General features: G+C 42.0%; 19 protein-coding genes, 1 tRNA gene and 1 pseudogene. 12 read left to right on the top strand and 9 right to left on the bottom strand.

Going from position 1 to position 20,392, the window contains the following annotated elements; translation table 11 throughout:
• Positions 1 to 139: 139 nt before the first annotated feature.
• The 5 genes from ACED25_RS21025 to ACED25_RS21045 all read right to left on the bottom strand — a co-directional run bounded on the left by ACED25_RS21025 (position 140) and on the right by ACED25_RS21045 (position 4,502).
• Positions 140 to 361 (bottom strand): AlpA family phage regulatory protein, encoded by a 222-nt coding sequence (locus tag ACED25_RS21025; RefSeq protein WP_080967977.1) that lies wholly within the window; start codon positions 359 to 361, stop codon positions 140 to 142.
• Positions 362 to 396: 35 nt separating this feature from the next.
• Positions 397 to 1,866, bottom strand: a complete 1,470-nt coding sequence (locus tag ACED25_RS21030) for a YfjI family protein (protein WP_371696004.1) — start codon at positions 1,864 to 1,866, stop codon at positions 397 to 399.
• Between the two features lie 15 nt (positions 1,867 to 1,881).
• Positions 1,882 to 2,142, bottom strand: a complete 261-nt coding sequence (locus tag ACED25_RS21035; protein ID WP_048667397.1) for an AlpA family transcriptional regulator — start codon at positions 2,140 to 2,142, stop codon at positions 1,882 to 1,884.
• A 127-nt stretch (positions 2,143 to 2,269) separates the two neighbouring features.
• A complete protein-coding gene (locus tag ACED25_RS21040) occupies positions 2,270 to 3,331 on the bottom strand; it encodes a hypothetical protein (RefSeq protein ID WP_371696005.1) in 1,062 nt (353 codons plus the stop codon).
• Between the two features lie 244 nt (positions 3,332 to 3,575).
• Positions 3,576 to 4,502 carry a LysR substrate-binding domain-containing protein gene (locus ACED25_RS21045; RefSeq protein ID WP_371696006.1) on the bottom strand — a complete coding sequence of 309 codons (927 nt, stop codon included), beginning with the start codon at positions 4,500 to 4,502 and terminating at the stop codon, positions 3,576 to 3,578.
• Positions 4,503 to 4,614: 112 nt separating this feature from the next.
• On the opposite strand from ACED25_RS21045, the gene ACED25_RS21050 reads away from it, so the two are divergent.
• The 10 genes from ACED25_RS21050 (at position 4,615) to ACED25_RS21095 (ending at position 14,677) form a co-directional block, all read left to right on the top strand.
• Positions 4,615 to 5,103 carry a TRAP transporter small permease gene (locus ACED25_RS21050; RefSeq protein ID WP_016800854.1) on the top strand — a complete coding sequence of 163 codons (489 nt, stop codon included), beginning with the start codon at positions 4,615 to 4,617 and terminating at the stop codon, positions 5,101 to 5,103.
• Positions 5,100 to 6,398 carry a TRAP transporter large permease gene (locus ACED25_RS21055; RefSeq protein WP_371696007.1) on the top strand — a complete coding sequence of 433 codons (1,299 nt, stop codon included), beginning with the start codon at positions 5,100 to 5,102 and terminating at the stop codon, positions 6,396 to 6,398. The genes ACED25_RS21050 and ACED25_RS21055 overlap by 4 nt, the downstream gene beginning before the upstream one ends.
• Before the next feature lie 13 nt (positions 6,399 to 6,411).
• Positions 6,412 to 7,437: a TRAP transporter substrate-binding protein DctP gene (dctP, locus tag ACED25_RS21060; protein WP_371696008.1), complete on the top strand. Its 1,026-nt coding sequence runs from the start codon at positions 6,412 to 6,414 to the stop codon at positions 7,435 to 7,437.
• A gap of 57 nt (positions 7,438 to 7,494) precedes the next feature.
• Entirely contained in the window at positions 7,495 to 8,592 is a 1,098-nt protein-coding gene (locus ACED25_RS21065) for an NAD(P)/FAD-dependent oxidoreductase (RefSeq protein ID WP_371696009.1), read from the top strand.
• Positions 8,576 to 8,872, top strand: a complete 297-nt coding sequence (locus ACED25_RS21070; protein WP_113795645.1) for a (2Fe-2S)-binding protein — start codon at positions 8,576 to 8,578, stop codon at positions 8,870 to 8,872. Before ACED25_RS21065 ends, ACED25_RS21070 begins: the two co-directional genes overlap by 17 nt.
• A gap of 11 nt (positions 8,873 to 8,883) precedes the next feature.
• Positions 8,884 to 10,344, top strand: a complete 1,461-nt coding sequence (locus ACED25_RS21075) for an FAD-dependent oxidoreductase (protein WP_371696011.1) — start codon at positions 8,884 to 8,886, stop codon at positions 10,342 to 10,344.
• Positions 10,316 to 10,675 carry a RidA family protein gene (locus ACED25_RS21080; RefSeq protein ID WP_371696012.1) on the top strand — a complete coding sequence of 120 codons (360 nt, stop codon included), beginning with the start codon at positions 10,316 to 10,318 and terminating at the stop codon, positions 10,673 to 10,675. Before ACED25_RS21075 ends, ACED25_RS21080 begins: the two co-directional genes overlap by 29 nt.
• Positions 10,676 to 10,959: 284 nt before the next feature.
• A complete protein-coding gene (locus tag ACED25_RS21085; protein ID WP_123301319.1) occupies positions 10,960 to 11,895 on the top strand; it encodes a LysR family transcriptional regulator in 936 nt (311 codons plus the stop codon).
• A 192-nt stretch (positions 11,896 to 12,087) separates the two neighbouring features.
• The gene (locus ACED25_RS21090) at positions 12,088 to 13,197 is read left to right on the top strand and encodes an NAD/NADP octopine/nopaline dehydrogenase family protein (RefSeq protein ID WP_132941366.1); all 1,110 of its coding nucleotides are present in this window, start codon (positions 12,088 to 12,090) and stop codon (positions 13,195 to 13,197) included.
• 73 nt (positions 13,198 to 13,270) lie between these two features.
• Complete coding sequence (locus ACED25_RS21095; RefSeq protein WP_048611918.1) at positions 13,271 to 14,677, top strand: YfcC family protein; 1,407 nt, start codon at positions 13,271 to 13,273, stop codon at positions 14,675 to 14,677.
• Between the two features lie 426 nt (positions 14,678 to 15,103).
• Here ACED25_RS21095 and ACED25_RS21100 read toward each other — a convergent pair whose 3' ends face one another.
• The 3 genes from ACED25_RS21100 to ACED25_RS21110 form a co-directional block, all read right to left on the bottom strand.
• Positions 15,104 to 16,345 carry an integrase domain-containing protein gene (locus tag ACED25_RS21100; protein ID WP_123301321.1) on the bottom strand — a complete coding sequence of 414 codons (1,242 nt, stop codon included), beginning with the start codon at positions 16,343 to 16,345 and terminating at the stop codon, positions 15,104 to 15,106.
• A gap of 186 nt (positions 16,346 to 16,531) precedes the next feature.
• Positions 16,532 to 16,608, bottom strand: a tRNA-Val gene (locus tag ACED25_RS21105).
• Positions 16,609 to 16,873: 265 nt separating this feature from the next.
• Positions 16,874 to 17,542, bottom strand: a complete 669-nt coding sequence (locus ACED25_RS21110) for a DUF2726 domain-containing protein (protein ID WP_029223195.1) — start codon at positions 17,540 to 17,542, stop codon at positions 16,874 to 16,876.
• A gap of 286 nt (positions 17,543 to 17,828) precedes the next feature.
• Between ACED25_RS21110 and ACED25_RS21115 the strand changes: the two genes are divergently transcribed.
• A complete protein-coding gene (locus tag ACED25_RS21115) occupies positions 17,829 to 18,014 on the top strand; it encodes a hypothetical protein (RefSeq protein ID WP_009846910.1) in 186 nt (61 codons plus the stop codon).
• Between the two features lie 217 nt (positions 18,015 to 18,231).
• Here ACED25_RS21115 and ACED25_RS21120 read toward each other — a convergent pair whose 3' ends face one another.
• On the bottom strand, positions 18,232 to 20,145 hold the full coding sequence (locus ACED25_RS21120) for a diguanylate cyclase domain-containing protein (RefSeq protein ID WP_371696014.1): 1,914 nt from the start codon (positions 20,143 to 20,145) through the stop codon (positions 18,232 to 18,234).
• A gap of 81 nt (positions 20,146 to 20,226) precedes the next feature.
• Between ACED25_RS21120 and ACED25_RS21125 the strand changes: the two are divergent.
• Positions 20,227 to 20,392: pseudogene (locus ACED25_RS21125) on the top strand (transposase); the annotation flags it as partial.

Below are 20,392 nucleotides of genomic sequence, written 5' to 3' on the forward strand. Positions count from 1 at the left end.
CTGATCAGATCGTAGGTTCTTGATTTAGTTCCATTGAATTACGCAACAAAGCCACCTAAAGGTCAAATAAACTCTGATAAAACATTTACACGACATCCAAATATAAATATCAATCATGTTATTTTTTCAAGTGGTTTGTTTAGTTAAAAATCTCATTAATTACTTGATATGAAGTCTCAAGGTTATAAATGTTCAATTCCAATTTCTCTCTTCTTTTGGCCTCAACCCAAGCCGCTACATCACTTCCTAACCACCGGGAAACTCTAAGGCCGACTTTAATACACTGCGAAAATTGTCCTGTACTCATATAGTGATAGATTGTTGTTTTACTAAGCCCTGTCAACTCCGCAACTTGATCTATTCATAGTAACTTCATTTTCTAACCTAAATTATTCATTAAAGAACTTCGTCGATTAATATTGATAGGTCATGTTTAAGTTGCTCGGCATCAAATGCATCTTTGGGGTATAAATCAATAACTCTAGTTCTATGTATTACCACCTCTTTAAAATTGTTTGTTCTCCTTAACTCACCCAATGCCAAATCCAGATCCTTTTTCTTTCTTGTCCCATTAGGCCCATATTGAAGCAGATCATTCCTCTTTATATATCGAACCCCACACAAGGACTGATTACAAAACCAAAAATATAGATTATCAGCATCTACCACGTATTTTGGTGGAGCAGAAAAAACCTTCATGAACTCCTTTGAGAAATAAGCAACTAAGTCAATTGCTTCCAATAATGTATCTAAAGATATTTCTTCTTCTGATAAATTATCGAAACTATGAACTAGGGCTGCCAACCTAGCGATATTTTCAGGCAACTTTGACGCGTGATCCTTTGCATGCTCAAATGCGCCATCTGGTCCCATCTCTAGTTCAATATGATTAGCTATATCAAACCAAGCTTTTTTTGCTTCATTGGAAAAACTAACCGTTCTCTTGTTCGTATAGCCTGATAAAGCAGCGGACTGTGACAACAGCTGGTGGAGCCTTTCGTTAAACCGATTCAAGTTACCCTCAGAATAATCAATACCGTAGGATTGCCTAAAACCACAATTAGATTCCGGTGCGCAGACAAGAAATCGAGACAAAAAACCATTTCCGCGAACGTCTCCTTTCGTTTTATTCATGAACCGATCTAAAGCACTCCATTGTGTCATGATATTCATTGTCAGTCGGGCACCACCTACCGTGAAGGAGCCAACTGATTTTCTGCTTACCGTTATTTCATCGCCACTCCAAATAGAGTTAAGATTTGCTGTCTGAGACATGATTCGACTATTCAGCAACACTCCTCCTTCACTAGAACCAAGATAAGCATTGGGAATATGTTCGCTTAAATCACTGAGCAAAGCCTCTATGGTACTGTCTTCGAAGATCAGAGAATCAAGTACGGGTTTTTTCGGCTTACTAGAGTCGTGAGCTATCAAAGCATTCACTAGTTCATCATATGCCTCATCTAAATCGATAGATTTCTCTATCTGAGCCTTTTTCTTGTCATGAAGTCTTGATCTAATCGCGTACTCTTTTAGTCGGCTTTGGTAATGCTCCATATTTTCTCTATGGAATAACTTAATCCCTTTCGTAAGTAAATTTTCTACAGACGATTTTCGTTCCCCAGACTCGGCAATGCTCAGTGACATCAAAGAGACTGGAGCAATTTTACCCGTAGGCAGCTCTACATTTATCAAGCCCTGCAATGCTACAGATACAGCACTGATCGTGGTCAAATACACCATAGGTGATGGTGCTTGAGTAATATCTGCTGCTTCGTTAAACGCCTTAGCTATTAAGTCTGATTTAGCGACATTCGGGGGAATTTCACAATTTACTGGAAAGTAAATTTGGCGTTGCTGTCTCATATACAATCCTTCGAGTTAACCATTATCTTGGGGCGAAAATTCAGCATTAACTGTAGATTGATGCTTCATCAGATTGATCCAAATAATGATTCCTTCCATTTGCCACCCAACAGCTCTAGCTCCTAGCTTAATTTTAGGTGGGAATGTTGGATCAAATCTTGATGAGTTAGGGTTTTGTTTTTCGTAGATAGTGGTACGGGAAAGACCTGTTAGCGATATTAGATCTCTTAAGCGTAAGATTCGGTTTGTGTGATGTGCTAATTGTTCTTGTTGCATCTGATTTCTCCCAAATGGTTCGATGGGAGAAGTAAACAGCAACGTCGAGAATAAGTCATAGGAGATAGGCGTCATTTAGAGGAAAAAAACGACTACACCCCTTATATTTAAAGGGGTTAAACTCCTTTCATTTTGTTTTGTATTGGTCTGGACGTATAATTTTTTCAGCTGCTTGTGCATATGTCGAATTGATTTCAAGCTCTTCTATTGCACTCGTAACGTGTTCGATACGCTGCTTTATTTCTTTCCCCGTTAAACCCAACGCACCTTGCCAATAAGTATCAAATATTTCTTTCAAGTACGGAAACTGACAACCTTTGTTTTTGGCACGTCCAGTCGGCTTTGGGCTTATCAAAAAAGCTCCAGCTTCACGAAGTGGCTTAGTATGGAAGCTATGACACTGCCTTCCTATAAAGCTGGAAACACCGCCAGATAAAGTAGGATCTTTTTTAACGTAAATTTTAAACCCAACTTTTGACAACTCCAAAAAAGATGATGAGACGTGATATTCCGGCTCTAGATGGTAAATGCTCTTTTCGTAATCAACTTGATTGAAAAGCAATTTCGAAACATCGGCTTCCAAGATATAGCCTTCCTGAGCGACAACATTCTGGATCTTTATGTGGTCCAAAGGGACGTTGAACTTAGGCTCTATAGTAGCTGCTTGCTTACATACCGCATACTTCAGCTTTACGCCAGTAAACTTAACAACGGAAAGTTTATTTTTAAGGGCCACCTTATGAGACTCATCAACTTCAAAAACGTACTTCGATACAGGTACTGACCTGCATAGGTTCACATCGTCTTCGCCATCAAACAGAAATACTCCTTTAAACGTATTAACCGAAACTTCGTGAGAAGCCGCAAGCTTCTTTAGATCATCAGGATTTAGTTCCAGAAGTTCAACATCACAAAGTTTGGTCGATGAATACAACTCAGATGTATTTATGCGTGGAGCCTCGAATGGATCGAATTCTTGGCCCCAAAAAAAATACCTATTTAGCTGTAATTTCTTAAGTAAAGCGCTTTCACTCAGAACTACATCGGCTTCGGTAAGTTGCTCAAGTTTTGGATCAATAGCCCATACATTGCAGCCATCAGGTACCTTCACGAAAACAGAAATGCCCAAATCATGGCATTTATTTAGTTTATCAGCGATAGCTCTATCAGAGTCTACATCACCCAACATGTAAAACTTTTTGTTCGATAGCCTCATCTAACTACTCCACTTGTCGCTATAAGTCGCTATTAATAGCAGAAATAGCAGCTACTAAATGTTTTCCGGTTCATAGAAATACAATACCCCGTAGGAGAAGGTCTCAATACTCATAATGATCAACACCACAGGAAAGTTGATGATTGAACTGTAACTTACCATCAAGCTAACCACGATGTTGGAGTTTAGGGCTATTAAGACGCAACATATACGCCCTTTAGAAATCATTTATATCGGACACAAATTCATCTACTGCTTGTCGGATATTTAAAGCAAAGACTTCAGCAAGCTTTGACATTGGTTTGTGAGCAGGTGTGAGTATTGCGTGATCATAAGCTATAGCAGGAGCAAATGGACGAAATACAACGTTCCCTTGATTTCCTTTATATAGTTTATAACTAGCGGCACTGATAGGGTCACAGATACAAGCACATAACTGTTGTTCGACAAACTCAAAACCAGAGATGTAGTTTTGAAGCTCAAACCTAGGTCGATAAGTGGCGTTGTATTCTTCAAATAACAGCCTTGTGTGCTCACTTGCTGAATGACGAGTAAACAGCGCTGCTAGGGGGACATTATCTAAGTCTTGTGGAGTAATGAGCGGTTTACTCGCTAAAGGATGATCCTTGTGTAGTGCACATACTCCCTCAAGCTGGATAGGTTCTACATGAAATGAATCTCTGTCCTTAGGCAGCTCTGAATAACCTATATCGTACTGCTGAGATGCAATCCAGTCTTGAACAATAGTAGAACTTCGCATCATCATGGATACTTCAACTTCAGGTCTGTCCTTTACATATTCAGCTATAACATGCGGCATAAAAAATAATGCTGCAGCAGGCATACAAGCAATACGTAACTTCCCTCTAGTCAGGTTTTTCACTTCTGCCATTAACTGAGTTGAACGGGTTAAACGTTCTAAAATCGCATCAGTTTCTTCTAACAAAAAATATGCTTCAGGGTTGGGGATTAAACGCCCCTTTTGTCGTTCAAAAAGTGTCAAACCTAGCTCCTTCTCAAGACCTACGATCATAGAGCTCACTGCTGGTTGAGTTCGGCATAAGGTTTTTGCAGCCACAGTCACCGATCCCGAACGCATTACGGCACGGAACGTTTCTAATTGTTTTATCGAAAGATTGCTCATGACACCCTATAAGTTAAATTTATGACTTTAGAGTAATTTTAAATTTGTTTTTATTGATTGTCACCAATAAAATAACCAAATAATTACAAATACAACAATAAGGAAACATACAGTGGAGCAAAAATTTCGATACTTGCTCACGGCCTTAATTGCATCTGTAGCTCTAATGCAATTTATTCAGGTTGTGACACGATATATTTTTGAGATCCCAATTATGGGACTCGAAGAATCAATGGTCATTCCTACAATCTGGCTATATATGCTTGGGGCCGTTAATGCTTCAAGAGAAAACTCTCAGATACGAGCAAATGTCTTAGAAATTTTCATAAAAAGTGAACGCGGGCACACAATTTTGGCACTAGTCGGAGAAGTAATAAGTTTTATTATTTCAAGCTGGCTTACTTATTGGGCGTGGGACTATGTCAAGTACGCTTGGCGCGTATGGAAAGAAAGCCCTACCCTCTATATCCCTACTTTTTATCATGAATGCTCCGTATTCATCGGACTTCTTCTGATCACTCTTTTTATTGCCATACATATCATAAAGTTGGTTAACCAGCTTAGAACTCCATCGTCTTTCGTAAATAAGGTGAAACAATGATTGAAGTTGCTCTATTAGCCGTCGCAGTTTTGGTCATACTACTAACTATCGGCGTACCCCTTCCATTTTGTTTCGGCGGCGCGTTGATGGTAATGAGTATTGCCGGTGACATGTCGATGAAAGGCAATATGATGTGGGGAGCCGGGCAGTTGATGAACCCCGTATTGTTGGCCATTCCTTTATTTGTTTTAGCTGGGACCATTATGAGTAGGAGCGGGATCGCTGCTAGTTTGTTAGGTTTTGTGAACGTATTTGTCGGTCATATACGTGGTGGGCTAGGTATCGTAGCTTCCGTTAGTTGCGCGATTATCGGGGCAATTTCTGGAAGCGGATTAACCGGTATTGCAGCTATCGGGCCACTACTTATCCCCGAGATGGAAAAACGAGGCTACCCGCGAGCCTATGCGACAGCACTCATTGCTAACTCGTCAATATTAGGTCTACTCATTCCGCCAAGCGTGACAATGATTGTTTATGGTTGGGTTACTGACACATCAATTCTGGCTTGTTTCCTCGCGACACTTGGTCCTGGATTGTTGGTTACGTTCAACTTTGCCGCAATCAATATGTTTATGGCTCGTAAGTTCCCACTTGTTTTAGATGACAAGCTGAGCTTACCAGAGATGTTTAAGAAAGCTTCTAGCCAAACATTTAACGCAGTGCCTGCTTTATTGATGCCAGTAATTATCCTTGGTGGTATTTATGGCGGCATTATGACTCCAACAGAAGCTGCGGCAGTTGCTGTTATCTATGCTGTTCCAGTCGGCTTTATGATCTATAAAGGATTGAGTTGGAAGACATTATTAGAATCCGGCAAAGAATCTGCAACAGCGGTTGGATCTATCATGTTTATGATTTTATTCAGTCTAATTCTTAGCCAAATGTTTGTTGTAGAAGGAATCCCCCAACAATTAGTTGAAGCTATCTTCAATATTACTGATGACAAATTTTTATTACTAATTTTTATTAATCTGTTGTTGTTTGTCGTTGGTATGGTCGTGAACGATTTGACTGCAATCATTCTTATAGCGCCTTTGCTTTTGCCACTAATGACGGCAATTGGCATCAGCCCAATTCAATTTGCTGCAATCATGGGAGTCAATACCGCGATGGGCGGAGTAACCCCACCATATGCGTCAATCCTATACCTTGGTGCTCGCATCGGTAACGTAAAATTCTCTGAAGTTGTTGGGCCTGCAATGCTACTCATTTTATTTGGGTATCTACCTGTCGTAATTCTTACGTCTTTTTGGTCAGAATTATCTCTGTACCTCCCTACTATGTTTGGTTATTAAAAGGAAATTAACAATGTTAAAAACAAGTAAGTTAAAACCATTAAAAACAATAAAAAATGTCACTATGTTGGCATCACTTATGGCCGCCGCCCTAAGTACTTTCCCTGCACATGCTACAACGCTAAAAATCAGTCATGTACGCCCACAAGGTACCGTAGTTGATAATGACATCAAGCAGTTAAGCAACGATCTAAAAGCCTCGACAGATGGCGACCTTAAACTAAGAGTCTATGCTGCTAACGCTTTAGGTGATTACACGTTAGTACAGGAACGAATTTCAATTGGTGCAATTGATATGGCATTGCAACCAGCCTCCACATCTACCGACCGTAGAATGCAAATTGGTTTATTACCTTTCTTAGCAAACGATTGGCAAGAAGCTCAAAGTATCTACGGTTCGAATGCACCAGTACGTGAAGCAATGGAAGAGCTATTTGCTAAACAAGATATAACATTGCTCGCAGCCTACCCTGTTTACTTTGGAGGAATTTCGTTAAACCGTAATGCAGTTGGTGCTGGTGATCCCGATATAACCAAAGGTATTAAGCTTCGTGTACCACCGATCAAGAGTTTCCAGTTATTAGCAGATAACGTCGGCTATATTGGTTCACCCCTACCTTTTTCAGAAGCTTTTACGGCAGTACAAACTGGTGTAGTTGATGGTGTTATTGGTTCTGGAGCTGAAGGCTATTATGCTTCATTCCGTGATGTAACAAAAACCTATATTCCTCTCAATACCCACTTCGAAATCTGGTACCTGATGATCAATTCTGAGCGCTTAGAAGATCTCGATGAAGCAGAGAGAGCAGCTCTCAAAACAGCCGCAGCTCAATTTGAAAACCGTCGTTGGGGCGCTGCACAACTAGACCAGAAAGCCAATGAACAAAAACTGGTAGAAGCTGGTGCAACAATCATAGAAATGACTCCAAGTCAGTTGAGCAAAACAGCTAACAAAGTACGCGCTACAGTATGGCCTCAAATTATTGACGATATCGGTTCTGATTGGAGCCAGCCAATCTTAGACAAAGCGCTTAATTAAGAAACACCAACCAAAGGGGGCACCCCTGCCCCCTCAACGAAAGCATAAGAGAATGTTATGAAACCGGAATATATTGTTGTCGGTGGCGGAATTGTGGGTTGCGCACTAGCTTATGGCCTTCTTAAAGCGGGTCATCAGGTAACAGTACTGGATGGCGGCGACCTCGATCATCGTGCATCTCGTGGCAATTTTGGCTTGGTTTGGTTGTCGAGTAAAGGGCTCGACGCACCTCACTATGCAGCATGGACTCGCCGATCTGTAAAGTTATGGAAAGAGCTCGCAGAAGAATTAGAAAACGTTACCGGACATAAGCTTAACCTAGTGCAAGAAGGGGGATACGATTTCCACTTCTGTGAAGAAGAATTAATGGCTAAAGCTAAGCAGTATGAGCACCTACGTAAGCAATTGAATAGCGACCATCCATATGAAATTTGGGATCGCAAACGCCTAATACAGGAGGAGCCCGAAATTGGCCCTGACGTCGTCGGTGCAATTTACGGAGCAGAAGATGGTCATGTCAATCCATTGAAGTTACTCAATGCGTATACTGCCGCGATCCGAAAGCTCGGTGCTAATTTAATTACTGGAACGAATGTGTCTGATATTAACCAAGATAAGTCGGGAACGTTTCAAGTCACGTTAGAAGATGGGAGGATTTATTCTAGCGACAAAGTTGTTTTGTCTGCAGGTTTAGGAGCAGCTCAATTAGGCCCAAAACTCAACTTCAAAGCATTAGTCTCTCCTCAAAAAGGGCAAGTTTTAATCACTGAAAAGCTCCCCAAAAAGGTGAAGCGCCCCTCCGGTATTATTCGCCAGGTAGATGAAGGTGGTATCCAGATAGGAGACTCTAAGGAGAATGCTGGATTTGACAACAATGACACCATCGAAACTACAGCTGCTATAGCTGAGCGAGCGATTGCTGTTTATCCATTTTTAGAGCACACCAGGCTAATTCGAAGTTGGGGTGCGACTCGGATCGTTTCACCTGATGGCCTACCAATATATCAACAATCAAAAACACATCCAGGAGCTTACCTAGTGAGTTGCCACAGCGGTATTACACTAGCCGCAGTCCATAGTTATTTGTTACCGCATTGGCTTGAGCAATCTACTAACGCACCAGATCTGGAGGTATTCAGTGAAGACAGATTCTAGATTCCAACGACTTGCCTCGGATAAAGAGAAAGCATCAATTCAGTTTGAATGGGAAGGTCAATATTACATGGCGTATGACGGAGATACCATAGCTGCAGCATTGCTAGCAGCAACGGTAGATCATACTCGTACAACGCCTCAATCCGGCTCACCAAGAGCACCGTTTTGTATGATGGGTAGTTGCTTTGAGTGCCGCGTTGAAGTTGATGGAGAACCTAACGTTCAAGCTTGCATGAATTTGATTAAAGACGGCATGAAAATTCGCCGACAAACAATGTAATAGGAGGTTTCATGCTGGAACAATCAAACATGAATTTTGATGTGTGTGTGATCGGATCTGGGCCTGCAGGAATGGCAGCAGCAGTTCAATGCTCTATGGCGGGAGCAAATGTCATGGTTATCGACGAACAAGCTCGTCCAGGAGGCCAAATTTATAGAGCCATACAAGAATCAGGTCACCCACACGGACATATCTTCGGGCCAGATTATTTAAGAGGTGCCGAACTCGTTAAAACTTTTAACCAAGCTAACATCTCTTATTTCTCTGGCGCTACGCTATGGCGAATTGATTCAGACAACGCGGTTTATTGGAGTCGCGATGGGAAAGCTCAAAAAGCGACCGCGAAGAAAATCATCATAGCAACGGGGGCAATTGAGAGACCATTCCCATTCTCAGGTTGGACACTACCAGGGGTGATGACTGCAGGGGCTTGCCAAATCATGATGAAAACATCAGGCATTGTCCCTAAAGATGCAATCTTGGTTGGAACAGGTCCCCTTCTCTACCTACTCGCCGTACAGATGAGCGATGCCGGCGCTACACCGAAGGCCATTGTCGATACTCAGCAAAGCGCTAGTTACTTTAAAGCAGCCGGATATTGGTTGAATGCATGGCAAGGACGCAATTACATAGCCAAAGGCTTAACGCTCCTTTCCAAGATTCATAAGCTTGGGATCAAGCGTTATACATCTTCTACTCACATTGAAGCACTGGGTAGCCGACGTTTAGAAGGTTTAACCTTTCAAAGCTCAGGAAGAGCCGTCGAACTTAAAGGTGAAACTGTCTTAGCACATATTGGAGTGATTCCTAACGTCCAACTCACTCGCGCTATGGGGTTGGAACATGTTTGGGATTCATTACAAGTTTGCTGGAAGCCTAAATTAGACAGTAACAACATGAGTTCACGTTACGGTGTCTTTGTTGCTGGCGACAGCGGGGGCATTGGAGGAGCACTCGTTGCAGAATTACAAGGGGAGCTCGTCGCACAAAATACTCTGCAAGATCTTGAGCTTAACGGTAATCTCATAAATAAAAATAACGATAACCCCATAAAAGCGATAATAAACAAAGAGCTATCGGTACGACCGTTTCTTGATGCGCTGTACACCCCACCTAAGCAAGCACTCACCCCCAGCGACCAAACGATCGTTTGTCGGTGTGAAGAAGTAACAGCAAAACAAATCCGCGATCACGTAGATCAGGGAACCTGCGGGATTAATCAAATAAAAACGTTCACTCGTTGTGGCATGGGCCCGTGTCAAGGACGCCATTGTGGCTCAACGGTGGCCCATATTATTAGTGACAAAGTCGGAATTTCAATGGAAAAAGTAGGCTACTACCGACTACGCAATCCTATTAAACCATTGAAACTTGGAGAGCTAGCAAGTCTCACCCCAGCAAAGAGTTCATTTATTAAAAAGTATAACAAAGGAAATACTAAGTATGAGCAAGATACAGAGACTGTATACTAATCAACGTATGAGCAAAATTGTAACCCACAACGACACAGTATATTTATGTGGTCAAGTCGGAGTCCGTGGTACAAGCGTTGCGGAGCAAACAAGAGAAGCGCTTACGAGAGTAGAAAGCCTTCTTATAGAAGCAGGAAGTGATTGTCAGCATGTTTTACAGGTCACAGTATGGCTAGCTGACATGAGTGATTTCAATGAAATGAATGCAGTATGGGATGAATGGTTTGATGAAGGGTTCGCACCTGCGCGAGCTTGTGGTGAAGCGAAACTCGCTAGCCATGAACTCAAGGTCGAGCTACTTGTGACTGCAGCACGCAAAACCAAAATTTAAAATTTGTAGCGATTATCCACCGGGAGGCCCATGTGTTAACGGTCTAGTTCAATAACTAGACCGTTAACAGAACCATAAATTACATTTTGAAATATATAAGGGCTTATCTAAAACTCTCCCATTAAACGTTTGTACTCCACGTCATCTTCATACATCACTGTTTAAAACGACTTTTAGTTGAGCTTTAAACTTGCCAAGAAATTGTTGATTACTCATTGCAGCTCAAGGTATTCCACTAGAGCTTCTGGTAATTTCATCGATTCCTGTATCCAGAGCTGTATGTAATGAAGCTAACCCAACTCAATGCTTTTAAAGCCATTGTTGAATGTCAAACCGTCACTGCCGCGGCAGAGCGCTTATCGCTTAGTCAATCCGCTGTCAGTCGACTATTAGCCAGTTTAGAACAAAGAATTGGCTTTCAACTTTTTACTCGTAAACGAAATCGCTTGGAGCTTAGTAATGAGGGAGAAGCCTTCTATATTGAAGTCTCCAAAGTCTTTGATGCTGTATCAAGTCTCGATCACGCTGCGCATTCAATTCGCTCGCGCCATTTCGGGACACTGAATATTGCTGCGATGCCTCTTCTCTCAAACGCCTTTTTGCCCAGAATCTTGGCGGTCTTTTTAAAGCAAGCGCCTAAAGTCAAAGTCGGATTTAAAACATATCGTTCCGAAGAGGTGATTCAGCGGGTTCAAAGTCAAACAACAGATATTGGCTTTGCGTTTATTGATGATCACCTCGCGGGTGTAAAAGCACAAAAAGTAGAATGCGAATGCGTCTGTCTTATCCCCTCCGATTCGCCACTGGCCAAACGCTCGGTCATAGACATCTACGATATCGCGGGTCAAGTGCTCATCCGCCACGAAAAGGATATTACTCAGAGAAGAGTCGATGCATTGTTACGTCGCTATGACCTATCAACGATTGAGCAAATCGAAGTCTCACTGGCAAGCACCGCTGCAACCTTAGTTCGAGAAGGCGTCGGGATCGCGATCACTGATCCATTTACCGCTTACATGGAAAGCGAGCACCCAAAGGTCGTAATGAAACCACTAGTATTCGGCCTGCCGTTTGAATTTGATATTCTCTACCCTTCGTTAAAGCCCATTCACCGAAATGCGGAACAGTTCATTGAGCAATTCATGTTACAAGCTGACGCGATGAATATTCAGCTCAAAATCGGGCCAATGCGAAACCTCAATGAATATGATTCTGAGTAAGTTCACAGTTACAGAGATGCCAGACTACTTTGGTGAAATCAATTTATACTAATAAAGTCAATGCCTTGAGATAACACTAGTCGCTCATCATTCCTTTTTTGCATACTAGTCTCCAGCTTAATCATTGGCGACGAATATGCCTTCTTCCTTAAGCTCTCAACCAGAAAAACAAAAATCAATAAGGAAGAAATTATGAAAACGCGCGTCTCTGTGATTGGCTCCGGTAATGCTGGATTAACAGCTGCCTATCACTTTACCCTACAAGGTGCTGATGTCTGCCTCTATGGCTCGCCAGGTTTTGACCATCCTCTGGCAGACATAGAACAACGAGGAGGGATCTGTGCACTTGAAAGCTTTAATGACGTTGAACTGACTTACAGTGGCTTTCAGGTGTGTGACAAAATCAGCCGCGATCTGGCAGAGACAGTCTCATATGCCAACTTACTCGTCTTACCGGTTCCATCATTTGCGCAAGAGCCACTCTTTACTCAAATGCTGCCTCATTTACGTGATGGCCAAATTATCATGCTTATGCCAGGGAATTATGGCTCATTAGCGCTAAATCGAATTAAAAATGAACAAGGGTTTGCCCATTTAGATATCACTTTTGTTGACGCAATCTCGATTCCCTGGGCAACTCGAATTGTTGGGCCTGCAGAGATCGCTATTTTAGGCATGAAAGAGCACCTTCCTGTCGCCGCTTATCCTGCAAATCGAACGGAAGAGGCTATTGCAGCCTTACAAACTGTGATGCCATTACCTCTAACAAGGCTTAGTAATGTCATTGAAGCCGGATTAGAAAACATCAACTTTGGCGGACATCCATTACTAACAACACTCAATATTGGCTTACTAGAAAACTTCGATGGCCAATTCAATTACTACAAAGATTGCTGCTCAGTTTCAACAGCAAAAGCGGCAGCAGTAATGGAGTCAGAACGTCAATCCATAGGCAAAGCGCTAGGATTACAACTGTTGCCTGAGCTTCAAGCAATGAATGCCCTTTACGGTATGAAATGTGAAAGTGTTTATGAGGTTAACCGCACTTCAGAAACCCACGGCAAACTGAACAGCGCACCCAACTCAGCCAGCAACCGATACATCACGGAAGATGCCGCTTACCTTCTCGTCCCTTGTTACGAGCTCGGTAAACTGGTCGGTATTGACACACCTATGGTGACATCTTGTCTGCACATCGACAATGCGTATAACGAGACTAATTATTTCGAATCTGGAAGAACATTAAAAAAAATGGGACTTGGCGATATGTCCGCTCAACAAATCATGGAATTCGTTAGCTAACGTGAAGGAACAGCTTTTGGGCTAAATCCGACCAATGGGGCTTCGGCCCCATAAGAAATAAAAGGACATCGTAATGACAAAATTTAAATTCCCTTCTGCCTACACAATTTTGATGATACTGACCGTACTAATGGCCATTTTAACTTGGGTTATCCCGGCCGGTCAGTACCAGATGGAAACCAATGAAACACTAGGCCGTATGGTGCCAATGGTTGGTACGTATCAAACCGTTGATTCAAACCCTCAAGGTATCGTCGATATTTTAATGGCACCAATTCAAGGCTTCTATGACCCAGGTAGCTACGTGGCGCGTGCAGTGGACGTCGCCCTATTTGTATTGGTTATCGGTGGATTTTTGGCTGTAGTAACCCAAACCGGCGCGATTGATGCTGGCATCGCCGGAACCATGAAACGCCTATCAGGTCGCGAGAAATGGATGATCCCTATACTAATGGGGTTGTTTGCGCTGGGTGGTACCGTTTACGGCATGGCGGAAGAAACTATTCCTTTTTACGCTCTGCTGATACCTGTAATGATCGCAGCAGGCTACGACAGTATCGTTGGCGTTGCTATTATCATGGTTGGTGCTGGTATTGGCTGTTTAGGCTCTACTATTAACCCTTTTGCAACTGTCATTGCCTCTAACGCAGCTGAAATCAATTTTATGGAGGGCTTTGCTCTGCGTGCCGTGATCCTTGTTCTTGGTTGGATCGTTTGTGTTATCTATGTCATGCGCTATGCAGAGAAAGTGAAAAATAACCCTGAGCTTTCAATCGTCGCTCACCAGAAAGAGTCAAACTTAGAATATTTCCTGCACAGTAAAAAGCAAGAAACACCAGAACTAAACAACACACGTAAAGCGGTACTGGCTATCTTCGGTTTAACTTTCGCCGTTATGATGTGGGGCGTATCCGCAGCAGGATGGTGGATGGCTGAACTCTCCGCTCTATTTCTTGGCTCAAGCATTCTTGTTGGCTTCGTTGGCCGGATGTCAGAAGTTGAAATTACCGACAGTTTTGTAAACGGAGCGCGCGATCTTCTGGGAGTGGCCCTGATCATCGCTATTGCTCGTGGCCTTGTGGTCGTCATGGATAACGGCAACATAACCCACACCATTTTGCATTACGCGGAAGGCTTATTAGGTGGGTTAAACGAAATCGCATTCATCAATGCTATCTACTGGGTCGAAGCCGTGATGTGTTTGGTCGTTCCCTCTTCTTCAGGGCTTGCGGTACTCTCAATGCCAGTTCTTGCCCCACTCGCGGATTTTGCTGGTGTTGGCCGTGAACTGGTTGTCACTGCCTACCAATCTGCCTCTGGTTTACCAAACCTTGTGACACCGACATCGGGCGTTGTGATGGGCGGTCTAGCCATTGGGCGAGTCGCTTACTCATCTTGGCTAAAATTCATTGGTCCATTGCTTGGCGTACTTTGTACCATGGTCATGATTCTTCTAAGTATTGGCGTTGTGATCAGCTAATCGAGCTGAAGTATACACCCAACAGCAACGTCAATTAGCTGTAGATTAAAGTTCATCTCGGGGCTGGCTATCCCCTTTAGAGGTGAACTTTGTTTATTCAGCATTAATGAATAGTGACAAAATTGCATATTGAGTTTCTGATAGATTGATTTAACGCAGTCTTAAGAAAGAGAAACGGCTCTAAGGTGCTCTGCTCCCTCCAGTAGAACTGGACACTTCACTAAGCAATTTTCCGATACCAAAAGTTATTCGAATTTTTCTAATTTAAGTGATGAATGTAAGAATATTTTGTCCAGTTTTGAGTCACGATGCCAACGGAATGTGTGTACGACTTTATCGTGACTTGTCAGCAAAGCTGTCAGAACGAGTATGAGCTAGTACAGTTAAAGTATGTAAGTTATACGTTGCTTTTGCACTCCCATACAACTAACCCACAACCTTAAGGCTCTTTTTACCACTCATCGACAAGCTTCCCGTTGCAGCCCCTTCAATATGATCACTCCACCACGCCATGAGAACTTTACGACGCTCAAGGTAATCAGTACGGTTGTATGCGCTTCTTACCTTATCTCTATCTACATGAGAAAGTGCAGCTTCAATAATGTCTGGGTCAAAATTCTGTTCATTTAGAGTGGTACTAGCTAATGCGCGTAAACCGTGAGAAGTTTGCCTGCCCTTCATGCCCATTCTTACTAATGCTTTATTTGCTGTCTCTTTGTTGATGTGATTTTTGTTACTTTTGTCTGCAGGGAAAAGGTATTCACTATCACCTGTGATGAAATCAATAGTTTCTAATAGATCTAGAGTTTGTTTTGTTAAAGGGACAGTATGTACTCTCCCCTTTTTCATTCTTTCAGCAGGAATAACCCAAAGCATCTTTTCTTTATCAATTTCATCCCAACGTGCCCCGGCCGTTTCAGTTGGTCTTGTCATGGTATGAAGTTGCCATTCTAGCAAGCAGCGAGTGATAGGTTTAATTGACGCGTAGTTGATTGTTTTGAGGAGCTCAGGAAGTTCATCAGGAGTTAACGAAGCTTGATTGGTCACCTTAGCTGTTTCAAAGGCTTTACCAATGCCTGCAAGCTTGTTGTGCTCAATCACACCAGTATTTACTGCAAAGGTCATTATCTCATTGAGGTTGCGACACAAGCGCCCTACTGTTTCTAATTTACCTTGGTTTGCAATAGGTTTAATTGTTTTGATCGCTTGTGGTGCCGTAATATCACCAAGAGGAAACTTACCAAGATCAGGTAAGAGGTACTTCTCAATACGTTGCTTCAATTTCTTAGCCGTTTGCTCTTTGACGCTTGTTTTCTTAACTTCAATCCAGTCATCAAATACTGCTTGCAATGTGTTTGATAGCTCGAGCTGCTTTGTTCTAAGCGTATTATCACGATGCTCTTTTGGATCAATACCGTCTGCAAGAAGCTCTCTTGCCTCAATAGCTTTAGTTCTTGCTTTGGCTAGGGAGATATCAGGGTACTTACCTAAGGCTAGGTTCAAGCGCTTTCGTGAAATGGGGTGATAATATGAAAAACGCCATAGTTTTGTTCCTATGGGCTTAATCTTCAATGATAATCCATCACCGTCACCTAAATTATATTCTTTCTCTTTAGGCTTTGCTTGTTTGATTTGAGTAGCCGTTAAAGGCTGTACCTTTTTCGCCATCGTAACCCCCTGAAGTAACCTCGAAATTACTTAGATCTTAAAAGACTACTTCAGAGATTACTTTAAACGGTGGATTTTACAACACATCACGGGATCTCTTGGGACCAAGAAATGGTTAAGAGTCTGATAAAACAAGGAATTACAGGCACAAAAAAGCCCACACTAGGTGGGCTCTTTCGTATAATGTGGTGCCCGCTACTGGACTCGAACCAGTGACACCTTGCATGTCATGCAAGTACTCTAACCAACTGAGCTAAGCGGGCAATGCTGTGAAACTTATCTAACCGCTTTATTAAGTGGCTAACGCTTCAGAACGAGATGGATAATAGCGAGTGATTTGGATGCGTGCAAGGATAAATTTGCACAAAACTGTTTGTTTGCTTTTAAAAACAACAATCAGAATAAAATTTAAACACAAAGCAGATCAATGGCTTGAAGTAGATCACATTTAAGTTCAACTTCGATGATTACCTACATCATCATGCTTCGTGTCTTTTCTCCCTTTACTGAGCACTTTGGCGCAAGGTATTAGTTAGAATCTTCGTCCATGTCGAACACGACGTTGTAGTTCTCTGTATAAGTACAGTTAGGTTGACGACTACAAGTAAAGAAACGTCGGCCTTTATAATCGCCATGGCTTGCGAGTTTGATGATCATAGGGCTGCTACATTTCTTACAGAATCGAACTTCTTTAGATGGCTCAATCAAATCGATGTGTGCTGCCAGTAACCTCTTCAAACGGCTCACTTGATAACTGTGCTTAATTGAAGCGCCAATAAGTGGAAGGCCAGCCGATTTACAAACGTGCATCAATAGCTTCTCGCGATCAACCTTTCCTTTATTCAGCTCTTTTCCATTATCCAATTCGATGATTACACGTGGCTCTAACGTTCGCGGGTCGCACACTACAAAGTCAAAATAACTGCGTGAGATTTTGTTGTTCGCAATAAACCAGTTCTTTTTATTGTTCGCCTTAGCGGGGACAACAATGTTAGACATGCTCACTTTAGCAAATACTTCCCCATGGTTACCCACTGCGGATTTGAGTGCGTTATAGAAGGTCGCTTGTTGCGCCGACATTAACGAGCCTTTCTTTTGATAAGCATGATCTTTGGTGTCATCATTTTTTACTAGATAGTTTTGAATAAAGTAAAAGAACACAACCAGAACAATTACAACGATAAAGATATTAGTCATTTTCCAACACAATCACATTTGTATAGGGATTAAGAGAGTGGTTAGCGTATGTAGAAAAGCGTCACGTGGCAAGCAAAAGAAGCAGAGCTGCGAATTGGAATCATGACCTTTGAACGCTTTAATCGCCAGAGGCTGTCTCTTTATCGGCTTCGACAGTTCAAGACGCACATCTCCTATTTAATAATCAAATCATCAATTACATATTAAATTGATTCAGATCAAATCGCACCAAGTTGTGACCAATTAGCATGAAAAACGTTAGGCAAATGTTAATAAGGAAATTGCTGTGGAACTCAAACAAGACCCAAGATGTTATACCGATGTGTGTGTCGATGGTAAGTGGTTCCATTATGACCACTGTGGAACTCAAGCTTATATGCTAAAAGGTGGCGCTTCAGCAGTCATTGAACTCGCTCGAGAACCAGCAACAGAGAGTGAGCTAGTTGAAATGTTAGAAAGTATCGCTAAGTAATACTCTTAATAGATAATATAAAAACTAAGCGAATAGGAGTTGATAACACTCTTATTCGCTTAGTTTCTTATTTGCTTATTTGAATGGTTGCTTTAGGTTCTTTTACTCGATTAAATTTAAACGCTTCTGCCTAAGGGGAATGATTCAGATGAGGCTGCCAAGTATTTAAATTACAGGTTCATTTAAGCTGTATTTTCGCACTAAGCTGTATTTTTCGCTAAGCAATGACCACCTGGTTGCGCCCTGATTGTTTTGCTTGATATAAAGCGTCATCTGCTGATTTCAAATGCTGTTTGTAGGTACTGCTATTTAATTCTTGATACGTTAAATGAATGGTCGCACCAATTGATGTAGTTAACGCTAACGGACCGGAATACGTTTCTATCGTTTGATCAGCGATTGTTTGCCTTATCATTTCCAACTGTTCGTCTGGGTCTTGAGTGCCAGCAAGCAGTAAAACGAATTCTTCCCCACCCCATCGAGCCAACACATCGTTTGTTGATAGCGCTCGCTCTATACGCTTAGCAACCTCTACCAAAACTTGGTCCCCAATATCATGTCCGTATGTATCATTGACTCGTTTAAATTGGTCTAAGTCCAAAATAGCAAGCGTATACCCGAACGGAGACAAACGGTATGGCATTGGCTGAGTTAACAATTGTTCCAGGTAGCGTCTATTGAATAAACCTGTCAACTCACATCTCGTCGATTGCTTAACCAACTCTTTGTTGGTCTTATGCATAGTGCATAACCTTACCAGAAGTACAGCAAAGCTTATGATGACCATAACACCGAGTACGACAACAATGCGGTCTTTTAAGCTCTGTTTATCTAGCGTCATCTCTGCGAGCTCTTTTTCTGCATTAAGCAGTTCATTCTCTTTCGCTAATGAAGCCGTAGCAAAGTCTTGTTCTAATAAAAAGATATCACTCTGACGCTTTTCAAATAACAGCGCTTTGTTGCCCTTGCAATAAAGCTTGAAATACCGAAGTCCAATTTCACTGTTGCCTTTAGATTCATAGTATTCTGCAAGCGCTTTGAAACCAAGCACCTTCCAACTACGGCTGCCAACAATATCAAACATCGTAGACGAACGTTTTAGATCAAAGAAAACAAAGTTATCTTGGTTCAAACCGATATTTGCTAAAGCTCTGTTTAAGTAACACTGACCCAGTTGGAGTGTGTACTTTGCAACACCCGGGTAACCAATACATTGGTTTGTTACTTTCCTTGCTAACTCAAAGTTCTTTTCTGCTAGCAGTACTTCACTCTGAGCTTTTAGAAGAAGGATTTTGTATCTTTCACTTACGCTATCATCATTAAATTTGGTGGCACTTTTATAAGCCTCTCGACCTTTTACTAAGTCGCCACTGCGTAGATAAGCAAATGATTCATTAACATATAACACACCGATGGTTGAACCATCGCGTAATCCGCTTTTGATATAGAGTTTTTTGGCCTGTTCGATAAGTTTGAGTGCTTTCGGCCAATCTTCCAGATAGATATAAAGCAATGCCATATTCGACATCAACTTACTGTTATAGATATGCCGTGGGTATTTCTTGCCAAGATTTAAGCCCTTATGAAAAAAATACTGAGCTTCGGAAAAATCATTTTGGATGTTTTTGATCGACCCCACAGTGTTGTAGGCTTTTATCAACAATTCTTCATACTGGATTGATTCAGCGATACTTATTGCTGCTTTAACTTGAGATTCAGCCTCTACCAATTCACCTTGACTCATCTGCTCAATCGCTAGTTCAACTAAAGATTGCGCCTTTAACCACCCCATATCTTCACGCTGTGCTAATGCCTTGATCTGTCGTGTGTATTCAGACACAGCCTGTTTATCTAGATCATGCTGTGCGAGATTCGATAAAATCATTAGTTCATAACCACGATAGATAGCTTTATGTTGCTTAGGGCTCGTTGCTTTTAAGGTTTCAAGCTTTTGGGAGGCAAGTTTTGGATCACCGCGAGACACATTAAGGATTTCAATGAGTTCAGCGCCATATTGAGTCGATGATAACTCTTTTTCGGGACTGTACGCGCCTGGGGTTTCTGGTCGAATAGTCTGTAAATCGTCGTCATAAGTTGGATAGAGTAAATACAATCCTAGTACAACACTGATCAGTACGACGGCTTTGTTGCGTAATTCATTGGAACTAAACCTACGATCTGATCAGCTACATTCACTCCCTCTTGTAGCCCTATGCCTAAACCTCGTTATAAAACAACCAACTGGAAGCAAAATACAATCAATAACTCATTAACCGCGGTTCTTTGACCTTTTGGATTGATGAAGAAGCGATAAGTGGCTGGACGCAAAGCAAACAGAATAAGCGCGGGAGGCCACGTCGGTTCAGTGATTTAGCTAT

Source organism: Vibrio sp. 1F263 (assembly GCF_041439035.1).
GTDB classification, from domain to species: Bacteria; Pseudomonadota; Gammaproteobacteria; order Enterobacterales; family Vibrionaceae; genus Vibrio; species Vibrio tasmaniensis_A.